The sequence below is a fragment of the Nesterenkonia muleiensis genome (assembly GCF_003600155.1).
In the GTDB taxonomy this organism is placed as follows: Bacteria; Actinomycetota; Actinomycetes; order Actinomycetales; family Micrococcaceae; genus Nesterenkonia; species Nesterenkonia muleiensis.
Genome location: NZ_QWLD01000038.1, coordinates 171,443 through 190,466, shown reverse-complemented (window position 1 = coordinate 190,466; position 19,024 = coordinate 171,443). Strand labels below are relative to the sequence as shown.

Genomic DNA, 19,024 nt, shown 5'->3' with positions numbered 1-19,024 from the left:
GCGCCCTTTCTCGCCTGCCGGCGCACCGGTGGGCGTCAGTGACGAATCTGCCCCTCACCCCGGGCGATCCACTTGGTGGTGGTCAGCTCACCAAGACCCATGGGCCCCCGGGCATGCATCTTCTGGGTGGAGATGCCGACCTCAGCTCCCAGCCCGAACTGCCCGCCGTCGGTGAACCGCGTGGAGGCATTGACCATGACTGCCGCAGCGTCCACCTCAGCGATGAACTGCTCAGCGGCTGCCACCGAGTCGGTCACAATGGCCTCAGTGTGCCCGGTGCTGTACCGCCGGATGTGGCTGATGGCCTCATCAATGGAGTCCACCACTCCCACTGCGATCTCCATGTCCAGGAATTCTCTGCCGTAGTCGTCCTCCGTAACCTCCGCGGCGGCAGTGCCCGCGGGCAGCCACTGCTGGGCCCGTTGGTCGGCATGGAGTACGACGCCTGACCCGGCCAGAGCGGCCAGAGCCTGCCTGCCTGCCCGCTCCGCCTGAGCGTGCAGCAGCAGAGTCTCAGCAGCATTGCAGACGCTGGTGCGGTGAGTCTTGGCGTTGTGGACGATGTCTGCGGCCAGCTGAGGGTCAGCAGTGGCATCCACATAGACATGCACATTGCCCTCACCGGTCTCGATGACCGGAACCTTGGAGTTGGTGACCACGTGCTGGATGAGGTCATGGCCGCCACGAGGGATGAGCACATCCACACTGCCTCGGGTGGTCATCAGCTCTGTGGCGCCCTGGCGCCCATAGGGGTCGATGGTCTGTACGGCGTCCTCCGGGACCGAGGCTGATCGCAGTGCCCGGCGGATCACGCTGAGCAGCATCTCATTGGTGCTCATCGCCGCTGAACCGCCGCGCAGGACTGCGGCGTTGCCGGACTTCAGCGCCAGTGCGGCGATGTCCACGGTGACATTGGGGCGGGCTTCATAGATGGCGCCGACAACACCGAGCGGAACAGCCACCTGGCTGAGTCGGATCCCATTGGGCAGGGTGCGCCCCTGCACCACACGGCCCACCGGGTCATCAAGCGCGACGATCTCCTCCACTGCCAGCGCCAGTGCCTCGATCCGCTCTTCCGTCAGCCGGAGCCTGTCCTGCAGCGGGGTGGGGAGCCCGTTCTCCCTGCCCCGGTCAAGATCCTGCTCATTGGCCCCGACCAGGGAGACGGCTGACTCCCGGAGCCCGGCGGCGACCTCCTGCAGAGCGCGGTCCTTATGCTGACGGTCCAGTCTTGCCAACAGCCGAGAGGCTTCCCTGGCCCGGCCACTGATCTGGACAATCTGGCTCTCTGTCTGTGCTGCGGTCATGCTCGTACCTCCACTCGGGCCATGTCATCTGTGTGGATGACTGGGCGCTGATAGTCCTCCCCCAGTTCTTCACCGAGCTGGGCGGTCTTCTTACCCCGCATAGCGCGGACCTCCTCAGCGGAGAAGGAGCTAACGCCCCGGGCGTGGACCACCTCATCGGTACTGATGATCTCCACGACGTCGCCGGCTTCGAAACTGCCCGTCACCTCGGTGACTCCGGCGGCCAACAGTGAACGGCGGCCTCGGATCACCGCACTGACGGCGCCCTGATCGATAGCGATTCTGCCCTTGGTGTGGGCCAGGTGCGCCAGCCAGGCTGAACGGGCTCCACGCCGCTTACCGCGGGGCAGGAACAGGGTTCCCATGTCCTGACCTGCGAAGAGTGCCGGAGCATTGCCGGCAGAGGTGAGCCTGGCGGGGATGCCGTGGGAGGTGACGATCTGGGCGGCCTCGACTTTGGTGGCCATGCCTCCAGTGCCTATGCCTGCCCTCCCCCGGGGCCCCAGCGTGACTCCGTTGAGGTCTTCGGTGCTGCTGACCCGGGCGATCGGGCTTCCGCCCTCGGCCGGCGGGCCGTCGTAGAGGGCGTCGACGTCAGAGAGCAGAATCAGTCCGTCGGCGTGGATCAGGTTGGCGGTCAGTGCGGCAAGCCGGTCATTGTCCCCGAACCGGATCTCCGCGGTGGCCACCGCGTCGTTCTCATTGATGATCGGTACCACGCCCAGTGCCAACAGCTTCTCCAGTGCGCGCAGGGCGTTGACGTAGGTGGCCCTGCGGATGAGGTCCTCGACGGTGAGCAGTACCTGACCCACCTCTGCACCGTGGTGAGCGAAAGCCCTGGAGTAATGGGCCAACAGCTGCCCCTGGCCCACTGCTGCAGCGGCCTGTTGGGCCGCGAGGTCATGAGGCCGGCGGTCCATGCCCAGGGGCGCGAGCCCGGCGGCGATCGCACCGGAGGAGACCAGGACAATTTCAGTGCCGCGGGCACGAAGCTGCTGGCAGGCGTCGACCAGACGGTTCAGCGACTGGACACTGATGCCGCCGTTGACCGTGGTCAGGCTGGAGGAGCCGACTTTGATGACCAGCCGCTTGGCAGCGGTGATGTCGAAGTTCACCGCTCCTCCTGCTGGGTGTAGAGCACCTCGACCTCGGCGGACTCATCGGCGGCGTAGAGCTCTTCCATCTCTTCCCGAACCTGACGCTTTGCCGCACGCCGCTCGGCCTGCTCCTGCTTCTTCTGGGCACGGGTGGGCCGGTGATGCTCGTCAAAGCGCAGGTCAGTGCCTCGCGGGCCGGCCATGAACTCTGCTCCGGCGGCCATCGTGGGCTCCCAGTCGAAGACCACGCCGTCGTCTTCACGGCCGATCACCACAGCATCTCCCGGTGTGGCGCCGAGTGTGAAGAGCTGATCCTCAATGCCGATGGTCTGCAGCCGGTCAGCCAAGTAGCCCACTGCTTCATCGTTGTTGAAGTCGGTCTGCAGGATCCACCGCTCCGGTTTGGTGCCGCGGACCCGCCACAGCGGCTCACCGCCCTTCTCCTCACGGGTAATGGTGAAGCCTCTGTCATTGACCGCCTTGGGCCGCAGGGTCACCGGCACCGGGGCCTCCTCGACCTCCAGAGCAGCGCGGGACTCTTCGACCAGCTTGGCCATCGCGAAGCTGAGTTCGCGCAGGCCCTTCCGGGAGACTGCGGAGATCTCGAAGACGTCGAAGCCACGGTCCTCCAGGGTTCGGCCGACCATCTCAGCCATATCCTGACCGTCGGGGAGGTCGGTCTTGTTCAGCGCCACCAGCCGGGGGCGCTCTGTCAGCGGCAGCCCGTCAGCGGCATATGCGGCGAGCTCCGCCTCGATGGCCTCTAAGTCACCCACCGGATCCCGGTCTGTCTCCAGAGTGCCACAGTCGAGCACATGCACCAGAGCGGCACAGCGTTCCACATGGCGCAGGAACTCATGACCGAGCCCCTTGCCCTCAGCCGCACCGGGAATCAGCCCCGGCACATCGGCGACGGTGAACCGGGTCTCGCCGGCCTCGACGACACCCAGGTTGGGCACCAGAGTGGTGAAGGGGTAGTCAGCGATTTTGGGGCGGGCCGCAGAGAGCGCGGCGATCAGACTCGACTTACCCGCTGAGGGAAAACCCACCAAGGCGATGTCGGCCACTGACTTCAGCTCCAGCACCACCTCGATCTGCTCACCAGGGGTGCCGAGCAGAGCGAAGCCTGGGGCCTTGCGCTTCTTGGAGGCCAGTGCGGCGTTGCCCAGGCCGCCCTGGCCGCCTTCGGCGATGCGAGCACGGGCACCGGCGCCCACCAGATCTGCGAGCAGGTTGCCTTCGCGGTCCTTGACCACTGTGCCATCGGGAACCGGCAGCTCAAGGGTCTGACCCTTATGACCGTGCCGCAGGCCGCCCTGACCCACTCCCCCGTTGTCCGCACGGCGGTGGGGGCGGTGGTGGTAGTCCAGCAGCGTGGTGGTGTTGGGGTCAACCACAAGATCTATATGACCACCGTCGCCACCGTTGCCGCCGTCAGGCCCGCCCAGGGGTTTGAACTTCTCCCGGTGCACAGAGATACAACCGCTTCCGCCGTTGCCGCCGCTTGCGTGCAGCACCACCCGGTCCACGAAATGCGCCATCGGTGAATCTCCTCTGTGTTGGTCCCGGCGGCGGGGAAACCCCGCTCGCCTCTCGGCCGCTGCCGCGGCCTTCACGCCTGAAGTTGGTCCCGGCGGCGGGGAGACCCCGCTCGCCACAGTGCCCGTCCCGCCGGGCGGCAGAGCCGCCTCGGCTCTTGGCCAGCTGACACTGGCCTTCGCACCTAGAGTTTCGTCCCGGCGGCAGGGAAACCCCGCTCGCCTCTCGGCCGGCTTGCACCGGCCTTCGCACCTAAAGGTGCGTGCCGGCGGCGAAGCCACCACCTCCGTCCTGCCGAAAGAAAAGGGCCCCGCCAGCATCTCTGCCGCGGGGCCCTTATACTCCGTGGTCCGCGCCTAGGCGGCCACTGGGACGATGTTCACGACCTTGCGGCCGCGCTTATTGCCAAATTCGACAGCACCATCGGCCAGAGCAAACAGGGTGTCGTCGCCACCGCGGCCCACATTGGTGCCGGGGTGGAACTTGGTGCCGCGCTGACGGATCAGAATCTCGCCGGCGGAGACGTTCTGGCCGCCGAAGCGCTTGACGCCGAGGCGCTGCGCATTGGAGTCGCGGCCGTTGCGAGTCGAGCTCGCGCCTTTCTTATGTGCCATGGGTCTCTACCTCTCAGGAATCGGAACTCAGGTACCAGTCTACCGCCGGGTCAGGCGATGGAGGTCACCTTCACACGGGTCAGCTCAGAGCGGTGGCCCTGACGCTTGTGGTAACCGGTCTTGTTCTTGAACTTATGGATGACGATCTTCTTGCCGCGGAGATTCTCCTGAACCTCGGCGGTGACCTTGACTGCGGACAGCTCATCGGCGGAGGTAGTGACCTTGTCCCCGTCTACCAGCATCACTGCCGGCAGCTCGATGGCGCTGCCTGCCTCGGCCTCGACGCGGTCAAGGGTCACAAGGTCTCCGACGGAAACCTTCTCCTGTCGGCCGCCTGCGCGGACAATCGCGTACACCACTTGGGACTCACTTCTCTCGTTGAACGTGCATGAAAAAGATTCTGGGCGCGCAATAGCACCAGCGATTTATTCTACTCAGTCCTGCCCTGCTGAGCAAGTTCGTCCGCGCTGACGCCGACACCGAGCATCACCGGCTCCGCTGCGGGCTTCTCAGTCTTCTGCTTGGGCTCGGCGGAGGAGGCGAAGGTCGCCTCCGATCCCTGCGCCTCCGTCTGGATCTCGGTCACCTCTCCTGAGGCTCCCTGAGCAGATCCGGCGGCACGGCGGCGGCGCTGACGGCTGCGGGTCTCTATCGCCGATTCCAGGGCATCCAACGAGGCGGGCTTCTCCGCCGGCTGGACCTTCTCCTTCTTGGCCGGCTTCTCTCCGCGCGGCAGCTCGACAGCCTCACCGCCGATGGTCACCGTCTGTGAGTCGCGGGACTTCTCCGTCTGCTGCTCCTGCTCCGTTTTGGCCGCGCCATTGGTGGCGGCCGCCACTTTGGCCATGCCCTGGGAGGCCCGCTCTAGCTTCTTGAGGTCTTTGGGCTCGGGCTGATTGCCGGCGTCGTCGTTCTTCTTCCCCCGCTTCTTGCGCTTCTTCGCGCCCTTTCCGGAGGCAACCTCTCCGGCGGAGGTGTAGGAGGGTCGGTTCTCCACCGGTTCGGGATGAGCGATGATGCCACGGCCGGAGCAGTGCTCGCATTCGGTGGAGAAAACCTCCAGCAGGCCGGTGCCCATGCGCTTCCTGGTCATCTGGACCAGGCCAAGGCTGGTGACTTCGGCCACCTGATGCTTGGTGCGGTCCCGGCCCAAACATTCCACCATGCGGCGCAGCACCAGGTCCCGATTGGACTCCAGCACCATGTCAATGAAGTCGATGACAATGATCCCGCCGATATCGCGCAGCCTCAGCTGGCGCACAATCTCCTCAGCGGCCTCTAGGTTGTTCTTGGTGACCGTCTCCTCCAGGTTGCCGCCAGAGCCGGTGAACTTGCCGGTGTTGACATCCACCACGGTCATCGCCTCGGTGCGGTCGAAGACCAAGGACCCGCCGGAGGGCAGCTTCACATTGCGCTCCAGGGCCTTGTTCAGCTGCTCGTCGATCCGGTGGTGGGCAAAGATATCCTCGGCTTCGTGCTCAGCGGAATCCCATTGGCTACACCGGTCCAGCAGATGCGGTGCCACATAGGTGACATAGGCTTCGATGTTGTCCCAGGTCTCCTCACCCTGCACTTCCATGGCGGAGAAGTCCTCGTTGAACACGTCGCGGACCACCTTGATGGTCAGATCGGGCTCGGCGTAGAGCAATTCAGGGGCCAGCACCTTCTTGTCACTGGTCTGCGCCTGGACGGTCTCCCAGAGAGAGCGCAGGCGGTTGATGTCATTGGTCAGCTCCTCCTCCGAGGCGCCCTCAGCTGCGGTGCGCACAATCACACCGGCATTGTCGGGCATCTGCTCTTTGAGGATCTTCTTCAGCCGGGAGCGTTCGGTGTCAGGCAGCTTCCGGGAGATCCCGGTCATCGACCCGCCGGGGACGAACACCAGGTAGCGGCCGGGCAGTGAGACCTGGCTGGTGAGTCTGGCGCCTTTGTTCCCCACCGGGTCCTTGGTGACCTGCACCAGCACCGAATCTCCAGATTTCAGCGCATTTTCGATCTTGCGGGGAGCATTGCCGATATTGGCCCCCTCCCAGTCGACCTCACCGGCGTAGAGCACCGCATTGCGTCCCCGGCCGATGTCCACGAAGGCGGCTTCCATGGAGGGCAGCACGTTCTGCACCTTGCCAAGGTAGACGTTGCCGATCAGTGAATCCTGGGTGGTATGGCTGACGTAATGTTCGGCGAGCACCCCGTCTTCGAGCACACCGATCTGGATGCGTTCACCACGCTGGCGGACGATCATCTTACGGTCTACCGACTCGCGGCGGGCCAGGAACTCGGCCTCAGTGATGATGCCGCGGCGCCGGCCCCCCTCACGCGATGCCTTGCGGCGCTGGCGCTTGGCCTCAAGCCGGGTGGAGCCCTTGACCCCGGTGACCTTCGCCGGCGCATCGGAGCCCGACTCCCGCCCGGAGCGGATCCGGGTGACCGTGTGGCCATCCTCGGACTCTTCCTCAATCTCCATATCCGCAGAACCGCGGCGTCGCCGCCGCTTTTTGCGGATCACCTGGGTCTCCTCCTCAGAGGGCGACGGCGCGGTGTCCTGCCCAGTGCCCTCAGCTTTCGTCTGTTTCTGCTCCTCCTTGGCAGAGGCGCCGGACCGTTGGTCGTCCAAGTCGTCTTTGTCCTGGTCCTCGGAGTCGCTGCTGTCCTGATTCTCCCCGGACTTGCTGCGGCTTCGCCCCCCGCGACGGCGCTTGCGCCGGTTCTTCCGCTGGGTGCCGGGCTCGCCGCCATCGTCATCCTGCTGATCGGCATCTGAGTCATGCTCGGCGGTGCCGGCTTCTGCCGCGGCGTCGTCCTGCCGGGCCTTCGGCGGTGTGGGCGGAATCTTGGAGAGGTCAGGCGCCTGGAACATCACGTTCAGCGGGTCCTGCTCAGCGGCCGCTGCGTCAACAGCCTTCTCCGCAGTGGCCTCGGCGCCGGGCTGGCCCGGTTCAGGTGCAGAGAAGGGGTTATAGATCTCTTCGGGTTCGTTGGTGGTGCTCGTTGTCATGAGAAAGTTCTGCTCCCGCCACGGGCTTCGCTGCCACACTCGGCGAGCCCGCGACTTGTATCGCTTGCCGGTCCACCGGTCCGGTACTCAAGCCGGGCGCTGCCTGTCACCTGACGGCAACGGCGCGCTCTGCTCAGCATGAGCCTCGTTCCGGTCACGCGCAGTGTGTTGGGGGAGGCGGCATCTTGGTTGATCTGTCAAGCCGTGCGGACTGGTTCTCGGTTGTCCACGACGGGTGCCTGCTCAGCCGCTACTTCGCGTGTGAAAGCCTTCTCAGAAGTACAGGTGTGGTCTGCGCTTCCAATGTCCTCAGTATCGCACAGTTTTGTTCCGGCGGCGGGGAGACCCCGCTCGATTCCTGGTCTGGTCCGCAGCACCACCGCGCTAACGGGTCCCTGCATTCCGGGCGTAGAATGGGCATATGTCCACCACCCTTGACGCCCACAATCCGCGGCCGGAGAACGTCGCTGAGCCGCAGAGAACCGATCAGGTGCCCGGGCGTGTCCTGCCTGGGTATGCACAGCCGGTGGGATTCGCCATCTGGCTGCTGGTCACCGGCGCAGTGGGTGCGCTGGCCAGTTTCCTGCTGCTCTATGAGCGCGTGCGGCTGTGGAACGACCCTCAGCATGTCACCGCCTGTGATCTCAACCCCTGGGTGTCCTGCGGCGAGGTGATGCAGTCCTGGCAATCCGCCACCTTCGGGTTTCCGAACATCTTCATCGGCGTGGTGGCCTTTCCGCTGCTGATCGGGGTGGCCGTCTCCCTGCTGGCCACCGGTGGAAGGATGCCGAGGTGGTACTACCACGGGCTGCAGGCTGGTGCGGTGTTTGCCTTCGGGTTCATCATCTGGCTGTGGTATTCCGCGGTCTACACCATCGGTGTGCTGTGCCCCTACTGCATGATCGTCTGGGCAGCAGTGATTCCGCTGTTCGTGGTAACCACTGCCCGCAATATTGTCCACGGAGTGATTCCGGCCTCAGCGGGTGTGAAGCGTGTGGCCCGGGACTGGTGGTGGGTCGTGGTCGCAGTGCTCTACCTGCTGGTCTTCACCAGCATTCTGCTGAACTTCACCGACGCCTTCATCTACGGTTTCTGAGAGCCTCTGACCGCAGCGATCACCATGGTGGTCACTTGAGCGGCGAAGTCCAGATCGAGAGTCCCCGGGGTGTCAGTGGGCCGGTGGTAGTGCGGGTTCCGGAAGTTGGCGGTATCAGTGATCATGAGGCCCGGGATTCCCGCCCGCCAGTAGGCGGCATGGTCTGAGCGTGCACCATCCCCCAGCGCGCCGGCCGGGACCACCAGGGGCATTGTTGGCAATTCAGGCTCCAGCTGTTCGGCGGCGTCGCGCAGTGCCAGCACCAGCTCCCCGGCGGCTGTGTCACCGACTAGGGCGATGAAGTCACCGCGGTCCGGCGCCGCGACACCGGCGGATTCCAGAAGCTGTGCTGCCTGCTGGGGCAGTTGCTGAGAGCCGGGGCGCCGATCGCAGTAGCCGATCATCTCCAGCACCATCGCCGCCGCAACCTTTTCCCCGCGCTGCACGAAAGCCTCCACATGAGTGGTGCTGCCAGGCAGTCCTCCTGCTTCTTCCTCCGCGAAGAAGCACAGCCGTACCGGCCGAGCAGGGGGATCTGCGGCAAATTCTCGGGCGATTTCCAGAAGTCCGGCAACCCCGCTGGCGTTGTCATCTGCCCCGGGGCTGCCGGCGACAGTGTCCCAGTGCGCACCGAGGTCGAGGGTTCCGCCGCCCTGGTCTGCTCCGGGTTCGACGATCACATTGACCTGGTGGTCCTGCTCTCCGTAGTGATGCTGGTACGCCTGGTATCCGTAACTGGCCAGCGTGGAGGTGAGATAGTCAAGAGCCGCGGCAATGCCGGGCGGATTATCCGGGTCGCGGGGCCCAGCCTCAGTCAGCGCTCCAATATGTGCACCCAGCCTGGCGGCACGTTCAGAGCCTGTCATGCCGGGACACCGCCCACCTGCGCAGGCACAACCGTCCGCAGGTCCCAAAACTGGGCATAGGCCTCTAAAAGGGCGGATTCCACAGCTTCTACGCTCACCCCAGGGGCAAAATCTGAAGCCGCCCCCGCGGTCAGCGGATCCCAGGGCAGGCCCATCGCTTCGTAAACCTCACTGAGAACCCTGCGGATTGCTGCTCCGCCCTCCACGATGACGGAGCTGGAGAACAGCCAGCCGACGGCGATCTGCCGCTGCGCGGTGCCGATGAGCTTGACCCGCAGATCTGGCTCGTCGACATCGACTCCGTGGACCGAGTAGTCCCCGTAGCAGTATTCACCGGGCAGCGGACCCACCTTGGCCTGCACGCCTGCGGTCTGCAAGGCTTCGGCGTAGAGCTCCGCAAAAGCCGAGAACCGCGCCTGAGACTCCCGGATGGGATCGCGATCGGGTTCGATGTGATCCACCACCAGGGACCCGTGATGATATGCCGCCGCCCTGCCACCGGCACGGCGCACCACAGGTTCGAACCCGTGACGTCGGCAAGACTCCTGAGCCAACTGGAAACCGGCGAGCTTACGGTCCCGCTGGCCGAAAGCCACCGTCGGCTGTGGCCGGTAGATCCGCAGCATCGGTGGTGTGGCCTCCGGGTGCCCGGGGTCCACCGCATACTTGCGGGTGCCCTCCAGCAGCCTCAGCCCCAGCTCCAGATCTCTGACCGCACCGAAAGACTCAGGCTGCCTGTAGACAAGAAGCTCACCAGCTGACTGCATAGGGCACGAGTTTAGTGGACCCGTCGTCCTGCCCGGTACACCGCGTGGGTCAGGGGCATGCCGGGGCGGTAGGCCAGGTGGATCGCAGAGGGCGCATCAAGGACATGCAGATCTGCGCGCTTTCCGACTTCGGCTGAACCCACTCTGTGCTGGGCGTGCAGTGCCAGGGCACCCCCATAGGTCCCAGCCCGGATCGCTTCGGACAGCGAGAGCTCCATCTGCAGTACCGCTGTGGTGACGCAGAAGTTCATGGAGCTGGTATAGCTGGTGCCGGGATTACAGTTCGACGCCAGGGCGATCTCCACCCCGGCCTCCAGCAGCCGTCGCCCCGGGGCCAGTGGCTGCCGTGTGGAGAGGTCACAGGCCGGCAGGCACGTGGCCACAGTTCCCGGCGCCCCGGTCCGCGAGCCAGGGTCCCATCTCTCCCAGGTGGCTGCCAGGGCTGCGAGGTCGCCGTCGTTGACATAGTTCGCATGGTCCACAGACGCCGCTCCCAGCTCCGTGGCGAGCGTGATGCCGGGACCGGGGCCCAGCTGGTTGCCGTGGACGCGCAGTCCCAAGCCCACATCCCGGGCCGCTTCCAGCACCCGGCGAGACTGGTGCTCATCGAAGGCACCGTGCTCGCAGAAGACATCAGCCCACTGCACATGGTCGCGCACCGCGTCCAGCATGGGCCCGGCCACCAGGTCGGTGTATGACTCAGCATCCTGCCCCGGGGGCACCAGATGCGCGCCGAGGTAGGTGACGGCGTCGAGCTCTCCTGCTCGGTGCAGCCGACCGAGCAGCTGGGCGTGCCGGGTTTCCTCGTCCAGGCTCAGCCCGTAGCCGGTTTTGGTCTCCAGGTAGGTGGTGCCGCCTGCGACCGCACCGGCGATGCGCTGGCGCACCAGAGCCTCCAACTGGCTGTCGGTAGCAGCCCCGGTGGCGTCCATGGTGACGCTAATGCCCCCCGCGGCATAGGACTGCCCGGCCATCCGGGCCTCGAACTCGGCACTGCGGTCCCCGGCGAAGACCAGGTGGGTGTGCGAGTCCACCCAGCCGGGCAGCACCGCGCGTCCTCCGGCATCGTACTGCCCGTCTGCGGCAGGGGCCGCGTCAGCTGATCCGATCCAGGCGATGTCTTCACCGTCGATGACCACAGCAGCGCCATGAAGGGTCCTGTTCTCGGCGTCGACCGTGGTGAGTTCGGCAATGTTGGTGATCAGAGTCGAGGTCATGCGTACTCCGGGTGGTCGGTGAAGAACGTCCTGTACAGCTCAGCAGGATCCCCGAGGCTGGTGTGGGCTGCGTGGTGGGCCTGCACAGTCCCGGCGATGCTCACCTGAACCACATCGGCGCTGGTAGCCGTCAGCGGCAACTGCTCAGGCCGGCTTCCGGAGGTGCGGGACGAGCCGGAATCGACAGTGATGACGTCATCATTCTCAGACATCCCCAAACTGCGCAATCCGCCCTCCCTGGCGGCATAGGCGATCTGCTGAGGGCTGAAGCGTCCGCGGGCCCCAGAGGAAAGGCGTTCCCCGTGCTCCAAAGCACGCATCTCCAGGTAAGGGTCGATCACCGCGTGCTGGTCGCTGCCCAAGGCGATCTCAGCACCGGCGGCAGCCAGCTGCCGGGCAGGGCCGATCCCGTCGGCCAGATCGGCTTCGGTGGTCGGGCACATCACGACAGCGGTACCGCTCTGCCCCAGCAGCTGGATATCCGAGGCCGTCAGGTGCGTGGCGTGCACCGCGGACAACCGGGTGCCCAACACACCTGCCTCAGCGAGGACTTCGGTGGGTGTTCTGCGGTAGGCAGCCTGTACAGCGTCGTTCTCAGCAGGTTGTTCGGAGAGGTGGATGTGCACCGGCGCCCCGGGGTATTTGCGGATCAGCTCGGTGACCACCGGCAGTTGGTCGGCGGGCACCGCGCGCAGCGAGTGGACCGCGGCCCCCAGGGTGACCGTTCCGGCGTCACTGTCCTCCTCGGCGATCGCCTCACGCAGTGACTCCCAGCGGCTGGCCCAGTTCTGCGCATCACCGTCGGAGAATCGGCGCTGGAGGAGGTTCAGCTCAATGGTCTCACCGGATGCATCCAGCCCACCCTGCAGATAGAGCGTGTCCAGTAAAACCAGGCGGATGCCGACGGACTTGGCGGCACGGGCCAGTGCACGCTCCATGTCATGGTCAGGGTAGGGGGTGCCGTCTGGCTGGTGGTGAAGGTAGTGGAATTCGCCCACAGCGCTGTAGCCGGCGCACACCATCTCTGCGTAGACCGCGGTGGCCAGCTGCTGGTATGCATCTGGAGTCAGTTGGGCTGCCGCACTGTACATCTGCTCACGCCAGACCCAGAAGTCCCCGCCGCCGTGATGGGTGCGGCCGCGGAGGACCCGGTGGAAAGCGTGGGAATGCGCGTTGACCGGGGCTGGCACGCTCACAGTGTGCGGCATTCAGTCCTCCAACAGATCAGCGAGAGCGTCGGCCAGGGCCATTACGCCGAGTTCGGCGTCGTCGTCCTCCACATGCTCTTGGGGAGCGTGAGAGATGCCGGTGGGGTTGCGCACATAGATCATGCCGGAGGGCACGTGGGCGGCCAGCACCCCGGCGTCGTGCCCCGCCCCGGTGGGTAACGTGGGGGCTTCCGGGGTACGGCGGCGCACGGCTTGTTCCAGGGTGCGGGTCAGTTCCGGGGTGAAATGCACGGTCCCGGAGTAGGATTCCTCGACCATCGTGGCCCGGCATCCTTCGGATGCTGCCAGTACCTGGGCTTGGTGGTGTATCTCTTCAACGATCTGCGCGGTGACTGCGTCTTCCGGGTGCCGAACGTCGAGCCACAGGTCCACCCGGGAGGCGATGACATTGGTTCCCCCGGGGATCGGGACCAGGCGGCCGATGGTGGCACGGGCCTCACGCCAGGGCTTGGCGAGACGTCTGACCACAGAGATGATCTCAGCTGCTGCGATCATGGGGTCTCTACGGTCGGCCATCAATGTGGTCCCGGCATGGTTGCCCTGGCCAGTCACGCTGATTCGCCAGCGGCCGTGGCCCAGGATGGTGTTCCCCACTGCGACGGCAGGTTGGACGCCGTGGGAGTCGGTGTGCTCGGGGGTGTTGATCCCGCGTCCCTGCTCCACATGCAACTCCACGAACTGACCGATACGACGCATAGCCTGAGGATCCGGACCAAGGCGGTCGGGGTCCAGGCCGTTCTTGGCCGCGACTTCGCCGAAGGTAAGACCAGTCGGATCTTTGAGGTTCAGCGCCTTCTCCGGGGTGATCGCCCCGGTGAGTAGCCGCGAGCCCAAACACGCCACCCCGAACCGGGACCCTTCTTCTTCGGGAAAGACCGTGGTCGCTAGAGCGTGACGGCGCTGCAGTTCTCCGTGGGCCTCACGCGCCTTGAGTTCGTCGACGGCGGCCAGCGCGGAGGCTACGCCGAGGGGTCCGTCGAAGGCTCCTCCCCCGGGCACGGAGTCCAGGTGGGAGCCGGTGACGACAGCCTGCTCACGGGATCCGGCGGCGTCACTCTGGGTTGGGGTCGTGTCCCACCATGCCCAGATGATGCCGTTGCGGTCGGTCTCCACGTCGAGCCCGCGGGCGTGGGCTTCGGCGATGAACCATTCCCGCAGGGTGAGTTCGGCAGCCGAGTAGACCGGGCGGGAGTATCCGCCGCGGACCGGATCAGCGCCGATGTCTGCGATCTGGCGCATCAGCGAATTGACGCCCATCAACGCCCCATCGGGATGCGGACCCCGCGCGCTAGAGCGATCTCGGCGGCTCTCTCGTAGCCGGCGTCGACGTGGCGGAATATGCCCGTGGCCGGGTCATTGGTCAGCAGGGCTTCGAGCTTGGCGGCGGCAAGCTCGGTTCCGTCGGCCACACCCACCTGTCCCGCGTGGATGGACCGGCCGATGCCGACCCCTCCCCCGTGGTGGATGGACACCCAGGTGGCGCCGGAGCTGGTGGCGGTCAGGGCGTTGAGCAGCGGCCAGTCGGCGATGGCGTCGGAGCCGTCGAGCATCGACTCGGTCTCCCGGTAGGGGGATGCCACCGAGCCTGAATCGAGGTGGTCACGACCGATGACGATCGGTGCCTTCACTTTGCCTTCGGCCACCAGTTGGTTGAACAGCAGGCCCGCCTTGTGACGCTCCCCGTAACCCAGCCAGCAGATCCGGGCCGGAAGCCCCTCGAACTCGACATACTCTGCGGCGGCGTCGATCCAACGGTGCAGGTGTTCGTTGTCCGGGAACAGCTCCTTGATGGCGGCATCGGTGACTGCGATGTCCTCAGGGTCACCGGAGAGCGCGACCCAGCGGAAGGGGCCGAGCCCCTCGCAGAACAGCGGGCGGATGTAGGCCGGGACGAACCCCGGGAAGTCGAAGGCCCGTTGGTAGCCGGCGTGGCGGGCCTCGTCGCGGATGGAGTTCCCGTAGTCGAAGACCTCCGCCCCAGCATCCTGGAATCCGACCATGGCCTCGACCTGGGCCGCCATGGACTCCCGGGCCTTCTTGGTGAAGCCTTCCGGATCCTCGGCAGCAGCGGCGTCCCATTCGTCGATGCTGTACTCCACCGGCAGGTAGCTCAACGGGTCGTGGGCTGAGGTCTGGTCTGTGACGATGTCGACCCCTACTTCGCCTGCCAGGTGCCGTGTGAGCAGCTCGGGGAAGACTGTGGCGGCATTGCCCACGTAACCGACCGAAAGCGCTCGTTTCTCAGCCTTGGCCAGGGTCAGCTTGGCCAGGGCGGCATCGAGGTCAGTCTCCACCTCGTCTAGGTATCGTTTGGAAGCACGACGCCGCAACCGGGCCTCAGAGACGTCCACCACCAGGACGGCCCCGCCGTTGAGGGTCACCGCCAGAGGCTGGGCTCCGCCCATGCCTCCGCAGCCACCGGTCAGGGTGATGGTCCCGGCCAGTGGCGCAGCGGATGTGGCAGCCTCGTATTTCTTCTTGCCGACTGCGGCAAAAGTCTCGTAGGTGCCCTGCAGGATGCCCTGGGTCGCGATGTAGATCCACGAGCCGGCGGTCATCTGGCCATACATCATCAGGCCTTCGGCCTCCAGCTTCCGGAACTCGGGCCAGGTGGCCCAGTCACCGACCAGGTTGGAGTTTGCGATCAGCACGCGGGGTGCCCACTTGTTGGTGCGCACCACTCCCACGGGTTTGCCAGACTGCACCAAGAGCGTTTCGTCCTCTTCGAGGTCTGTCAGGGTCTCGATGATCGCATCATAGGCTTCCCAGCTGCGGGCTGCGCGGCCGGTGCCGCCGTAGACCACAAGATCCTCGGGCCTTTCAGCGACCTCAGGGTCCAAGTTGTTCATCAGCATTCGCAGCGGCGCCTCGGTCTGCCAGGACTTGGCGGAGAGCACCGTGCCTCGTGGCGCGCTGATACGGCGGCTGAGGTCATGCTGGGTGAAACCGGTGGTCATACTCTTTATCCTTAATTCTCTGTTCACTCTGAAATTAATGGTTGCGTAACCTTATATTCCCCGATTCGACAGTTCATCTGCGTCTGATCAGACCAGAGAGCCGACGACTTCCTCGGCCGCAGCGAGAACAGTCCCGTTACGCACCAGCTTCACCGAGCTTTCGATCTCCGGCGACAGCCAGCGGTCAGCGCCCGCTCCAGGCACCTCGGCTCGTACCGCTTCAACGACCGCGGATGTCGCTGGAGCCGCCTTCAAAGGTGCTCTCAGCTCCAATGCCCGTGCAGCAGTCATGACTTCGATGGCCACCACCTGAGTCAGCGCGTCGATAGCGCGGCGCAGCTTCCGGGCTGCTGACCAACCCATGGACACATGGTCCTCCTGCATCGCTGAGGAAGGGATACTGTCCACGCTGGCAGGATGAGCCAACCGTTTCATCTCGCTGACCAGCGCGGCCTGCGTGTACTGGGGAATCATCAGCCCAGAGTCCAGTCCTGGGCTGGCTCCTAGAAATGCAGGCAGGCCATGGGATCTGGCGGGATCCAGGAGGCGGTCTGTGCGACGCTCACTGATCGAAGCCAGGTCAGCAGCCGCAATCGCCAGGAAGTCCAGCACGTATCCCAAGGGAGCACCGTGGAAGTTTCCATTGCTCTCGACTCGCCCGTCATCGAGCACCACGGGATTGTCCACAGCGCTGGCAAGCTCAACCCGGGCGACGGCCTCCGCATGCGCGGCGGTGTCCCGAACCGCTCCTGCGACTTGGGGCGCACACCGCAGGGAGTAGGCATCCTGCACCACCGTGCACACCTGACCTCGGTGACTGGCGACAATCTCGGAGTGGGCCAAGAGTTCCCGCAGATTGGCCGCAGAAGCCTGCTGTCCCGGATGCGGCCGAATCGTGTGCAGTTCCGATGCGAATACACGGTCAGTTCCCAGTAGCGCCTCCACGCTCATCGCGGCCGCGATGTCAGCAGTGCGCAGCAGAAGTGTCAGGTCATGAAGGGCCAGGACCAGCATCCCGAGCATGCCGTCTGTGCCGTTGATGAGCGCCAATCCTTCCTTGGCCTCCAGGCGGTACGGAGCCAAACCGATATTTCGCAGCGCATCCCCGGAGTCCAGCAACGAGCCCTCTGCCGTTCGGACTCGCCCCTCGCCGACAATCGCCAATGCACAGTGCGCCAGTGGGGCAAGATCACCGGAACAACCCAAGGATCCGTATTCGTAGACGACAGGGGTGATCTGAGCGTTGAGAAGCTGCTGATATCGCTCAGCTGTGGACAGTCTGACACCGGTGTGCCCGGTGGTGAAGGTCTGGAGTCTCAAAAGCATCAATGCTCTGATTACCTCTGCCTCCACCTCATGTCCCGATCCCGCCGCATGGGAGCGGACTAGGGAGAGTTGCAGAGCATCCCGGGATTCGACGTCAATGGGCGTAGAGGCCAGGGCGCCGAATCCAGTGGACACACCGTAGGCAGATTGGTCCGACCTGGCCAGAACCTCAACATGGTCGCGGGAGGCGCCGACCGCTTTGCGGGCATTCTCCCCCAACTCCACCGGAACACCGCGCCGGGCCACTGCGACGAGTTCCTCTGCCCTCAGCGGACGCTCGCCGAGCACCACCTTTTCGATGTTTCGCCCCTGCTGATTGTCCAGAGTCTGAGTCATGACACATCACCTTAATGCGTGCGTGGGATCATTGGGCCAGTTTAACGTGGAGAAAGGACCACATGTCCGTGCAAACGAACACATCTGGTGACACGACTCTCAGGCATATCGCCGTACTGGGCAGCAGCGGAGGAAACCTCTATAGCCACGGCGGCAGCGATCCGGCAAAGCTGATTGCAGACGTGGCCAGGCAGCTCGATGCCGCCGGATTCAGTTTCTCCTCCGTCCAGCTGGTCGCTGCAGAAACCTCGATGGACGGAGTCAGAGAAACCTCCTCCGCGCAGCTGTGGACCCTGCTCGGCAACGACCCGCAGATATCTCTTGAGGGAACACTGGCAGAGGTGAACGCCGAAGCCCGCCGGGTTGACGCGGAACTGGCCGAGAGGATTGATACCGGTGAGATCGACGGGCTCATTCTCATGAGCGCTGATCCGGAAGATGTCAACGCCAAAGCGCTGGAAGCGGCGGCACGGACTCAGATCCCAGTGGTCGGCACCGGAGGCACCTCCATCGCCAGTGCCCAGCAGATGGGTGTCAACGTGATTTCCGCCTCCGGGACTACCGGAACCAGCAGTGTCACCCGTGCAGTGGCCTATGCTGCGGGGCTGGCCAAACACTGGAAGGTTAAATACCGGCCAGCGCTGGGTTCAAGCAGCTCTTCGACATCTGAAGGCCCAGCCTGGAAGCGGATCAGTATTCGCGGAATCATGGTCGGGAGCATCCCGGCGTTCATCGCGCTGGCACTGGTGCTCGCGGTCAGCCAGATTCCCGCTCTCGAACAGTTGGGAGATGTGTTCGATCTTCTGATCGCATCGCTGCCTGTGGTGGTCGCAGCTGTGGCAGCGCGCAGGATCTCTGGTCTGGACGAGGTAGGCCTGGTAGCAGGAGCCGTGGCGGGCATACTCTCCGCAGAAGGCGGGATCTTCGGTGGTCTTACCGCTGGGATCCTCTCTGGGCTAATGGCTTCGTGGCTGATCAAATGGACATTGGGACACCGGTTCCCGGCGACAACGGCAAATATTGTCACCGGCGCCTTTGCTGGTCTCATACCCGGCCTGCTCGTCTATTATTTGCTGGCCCCAGTTACCAGCATGATTGGGGACGGACTTCGCGAAGGCATCGAGGCCGCCGTCGAGTTCAACCCGATCCTTGCTGGTGCTCTCGCGGGCCTCGTGATGTGGCCGGCCATTATCGCCGGTGTTTATCACTCGGTGATTCTGCCACTTGTGCTGGTGGAGATGAGCCAGAAAGGACACAGCTTCTTCGGTGCCATCGACATGGTATCCCTGGTGATGGTCAGCCTCGGTATCACTCTTGCGAACCTCATCAAACCGCGGACCAGCGGTGAGCGCGCTCTTGCCGGCACCGGGGCAACAATCAATTTTGGTTTCGGCACTTTCGTAGAAGCTTCATATCCGTTCATGTTCAGCGACAAGAAGGTCTTCGGCGTGGCGCTGATCAGCTCGGCCGTCGGTGGGGCGATGGTGGGATTGCTGGGGCTGGAGGCCACGGCCTACCTGCCCGCTGTTGTGGCGCCCTTCGTCTCCACCAACGCTGTAGGCATGGTGATTGCGATGTCAGCCACAGTGGCGATTGCCTGCACCCTGACTCTCCTAGCGAACCTCATCACCATGCGAAAGGCACCGTCCGAAGCAGCGTAAAGCCTTCGGGCTCAGCC

15 protein-coding genes are annotated in these 19,024 nt (G+C 64.7%); 2 read left to right on the top strand and 13 right to left on the bottom strand.

Features of this window, described 5'->3' with window-relative positions; all coding sequences use genetic code 11:
* Positions 1–35 precede the first annotated feature (35 nt).
* The 6 genes from DVO78_RS10700 to DVO78_RS10675 form a co-directional block, all read right to left on the bottom strand.
* Positions 36–1,307 (bottom strand): glutamate-5-semialdehyde dehydrogenase, encoded by a 1,272-nt coding sequence (locus tag DVO78_RS10700; protein WP_120004887.1) that lies wholly within the window; start codon positions 1,305–1,307, stop codon positions 36–38.
* Positions 1,304–2,422 carry a glutamate 5-kinase gene (gene proB, locus DVO78_RS10695; protein WP_120004886.1) on the bottom strand — a complete coding sequence of 373 codons (1,119 nt, stop codon included), beginning with the start codon at positions 2,420–2,422 and terminating at the stop codon, positions 1,304–1,306. Before proB ends, DVO78_RS10700 begins: the two co-directional genes overlap by 4 nt.
* Entirely contained in the window at positions 2,419–3,945 is a 1,527-nt protein-coding gene (obgE, locus tag DVO78_RS10690) for a GTPase ObgE (RefSeq protein ID WP_120004885.1), read from the bottom strand. Before obgE ends, proB begins: the two co-directional genes overlap by 4 nt.
* 354 nt (positions 3,946–4,299) lie before the next feature.
* Positions 4,300–4,557, bottom strand: a complete 258-nt coding sequence (gene rpmA / locus DVO78_RS10685) for a 50S ribosomal protein L27 (protein ID WP_120004884.1) — start codon at positions 4,555–4,557, stop codon at positions 4,300–4,302.
* 50 nt (positions 4,558–4,607) lie between these two features.
* Positions 4,608–4,916 (bottom strand): 50S ribosomal protein L21, encoded by a 309-nt coding sequence (gene rplU / locus DVO78_RS10680; protein WP_120004883.1) that lies wholly within the window; start codon positions 4,914–4,916, stop codon positions 4,608–4,610.
* Positions 4,917–4,987: 71 nt separating this feature from the next.
* Positions 4,988–7,552 (bottom strand): Rne/Rng family ribonuclease, encoded by a 2,565-nt coding sequence (locus tag DVO78_RS10675; RefSeq protein ID WP_120004882.1) that lies wholly within the window; start codon positions 7,550–7,552, stop codon positions 4,988–4,990.
* A gap of 421 nt (positions 7,553–7,973) precedes the next feature.
* Here DVO78_RS10675 and DVO78_RS10670 point away from each other — a divergent pair, with 421 nt between their 5' ends.
* On the top strand, positions 7,974–8,648 hold the full coding sequence (locus DVO78_RS10670) for a vitamin K epoxide reductase family protein (protein ID WP_120004881.1): 675 nt from the start codon (positions 7,974–7,976) through the stop codon (positions 8,646–8,648).
* On the opposite strand, the gene DVO78_RS10665 is transcribed toward DVO78_RS10670, so the two are convergent.
* From DVO78_RS10665 to hutH, 7 genes are all read right to left on the bottom strand, one after another.
* A complete protein-coding gene (locus DVO78_RS10665) occupies positions 8,636–9,514 on the bottom strand; it encodes a M20/M25/M40 family metallo-hydrolase (protein ID WP_120004880.1) in 879 nt (292 codons plus the stop codon). The two genes, DVO78_RS10670 and DVO78_RS10665, sit on opposite strands and share 13 nt — an antisense overlap.
* Positions 9,511–10,281, bottom strand: a complete 771-nt coding sequence (locus DVO78_RS10660) for a lipoate--protein ligase family protein (protein WP_120004879.1) — start codon at positions 10,279–10,281, stop codon at positions 9,511–9,513. The genes DVO78_RS10665 and DVO78_RS10660 overlap by 4 nt, the downstream gene beginning before the upstream one ends.
* Positions 10,282–10,292: 11 nt before the next feature.
* Positions 10,293–11,498: an imidazolonepropionase gene (gene hutI / locus DVO78_RS10655; RefSeq protein ID WP_120004878.1), complete on the bottom strand. Its 1,206-nt coding sequence runs from the start codon at positions 11,496–11,498 to the stop codon at positions 10,293–10,295.
* A complete protein-coding gene (locus DVO78_RS10650; protein WP_120004877.1) occupies positions 11,495–12,706 on the bottom strand; it encodes a formimidoylglutamate deiminase in 1,212 nt (403 codons plus the stop codon). Before DVO78_RS10650 ends, hutI begins: the two co-directional genes overlap by 4 nt.
* Positions 12,707–13,984 carry an allantoate amidohydrolase gene (locus DVO78_RS10645; RefSeq protein ID WP_120004876.1) on the bottom strand — a complete coding sequence of 426 codons (1,278 nt, stop codon included), beginning with the start codon at positions 13,982–13,984 and terminating at the stop codon, positions 12,707–12,709.
* A complete protein-coding gene (locus DVO78_RS10640; RefSeq protein ID WP_120004875.1) occupies positions 13,984–15,684 on the bottom strand; it encodes a urocanate hydratase in 1,701 nt (566 codons plus the stop codon). The genes DVO78_RS10645 and DVO78_RS10640 overlap by 1 nt, the downstream gene beginning before the upstream one ends.
* Before the next feature lie 87 nt (positions 15,685–15,771).
* On the bottom strand, positions 15,772–17,346 hold the full coding sequence (gene hutH, locus DVO78_RS10635) for a histidine ammonia-lyase (protein WP_120004874.1): 1,575 nt from the start codon (positions 17,344–17,346) through the stop codon (positions 15,772–15,774).
* A gap of 62 nt (positions 17,347–17,408) precedes the next feature.
* Here hutH and DVO78_RS10630 point away from each other — a divergent pair, with 62 nt between their 5' ends.
* Positions 17,409–19,007, top strand: coding sequence for a PTS transporter subunit EIIC (locus DVO78_RS10630; protein ID WP_120004873.1), 1,599 nt, complete (start codon positions 17,409–17,411; stop codon positions 19,005–19,007).
* Positions 19,008–19,024: the final 17 nt, after the last annotated feature.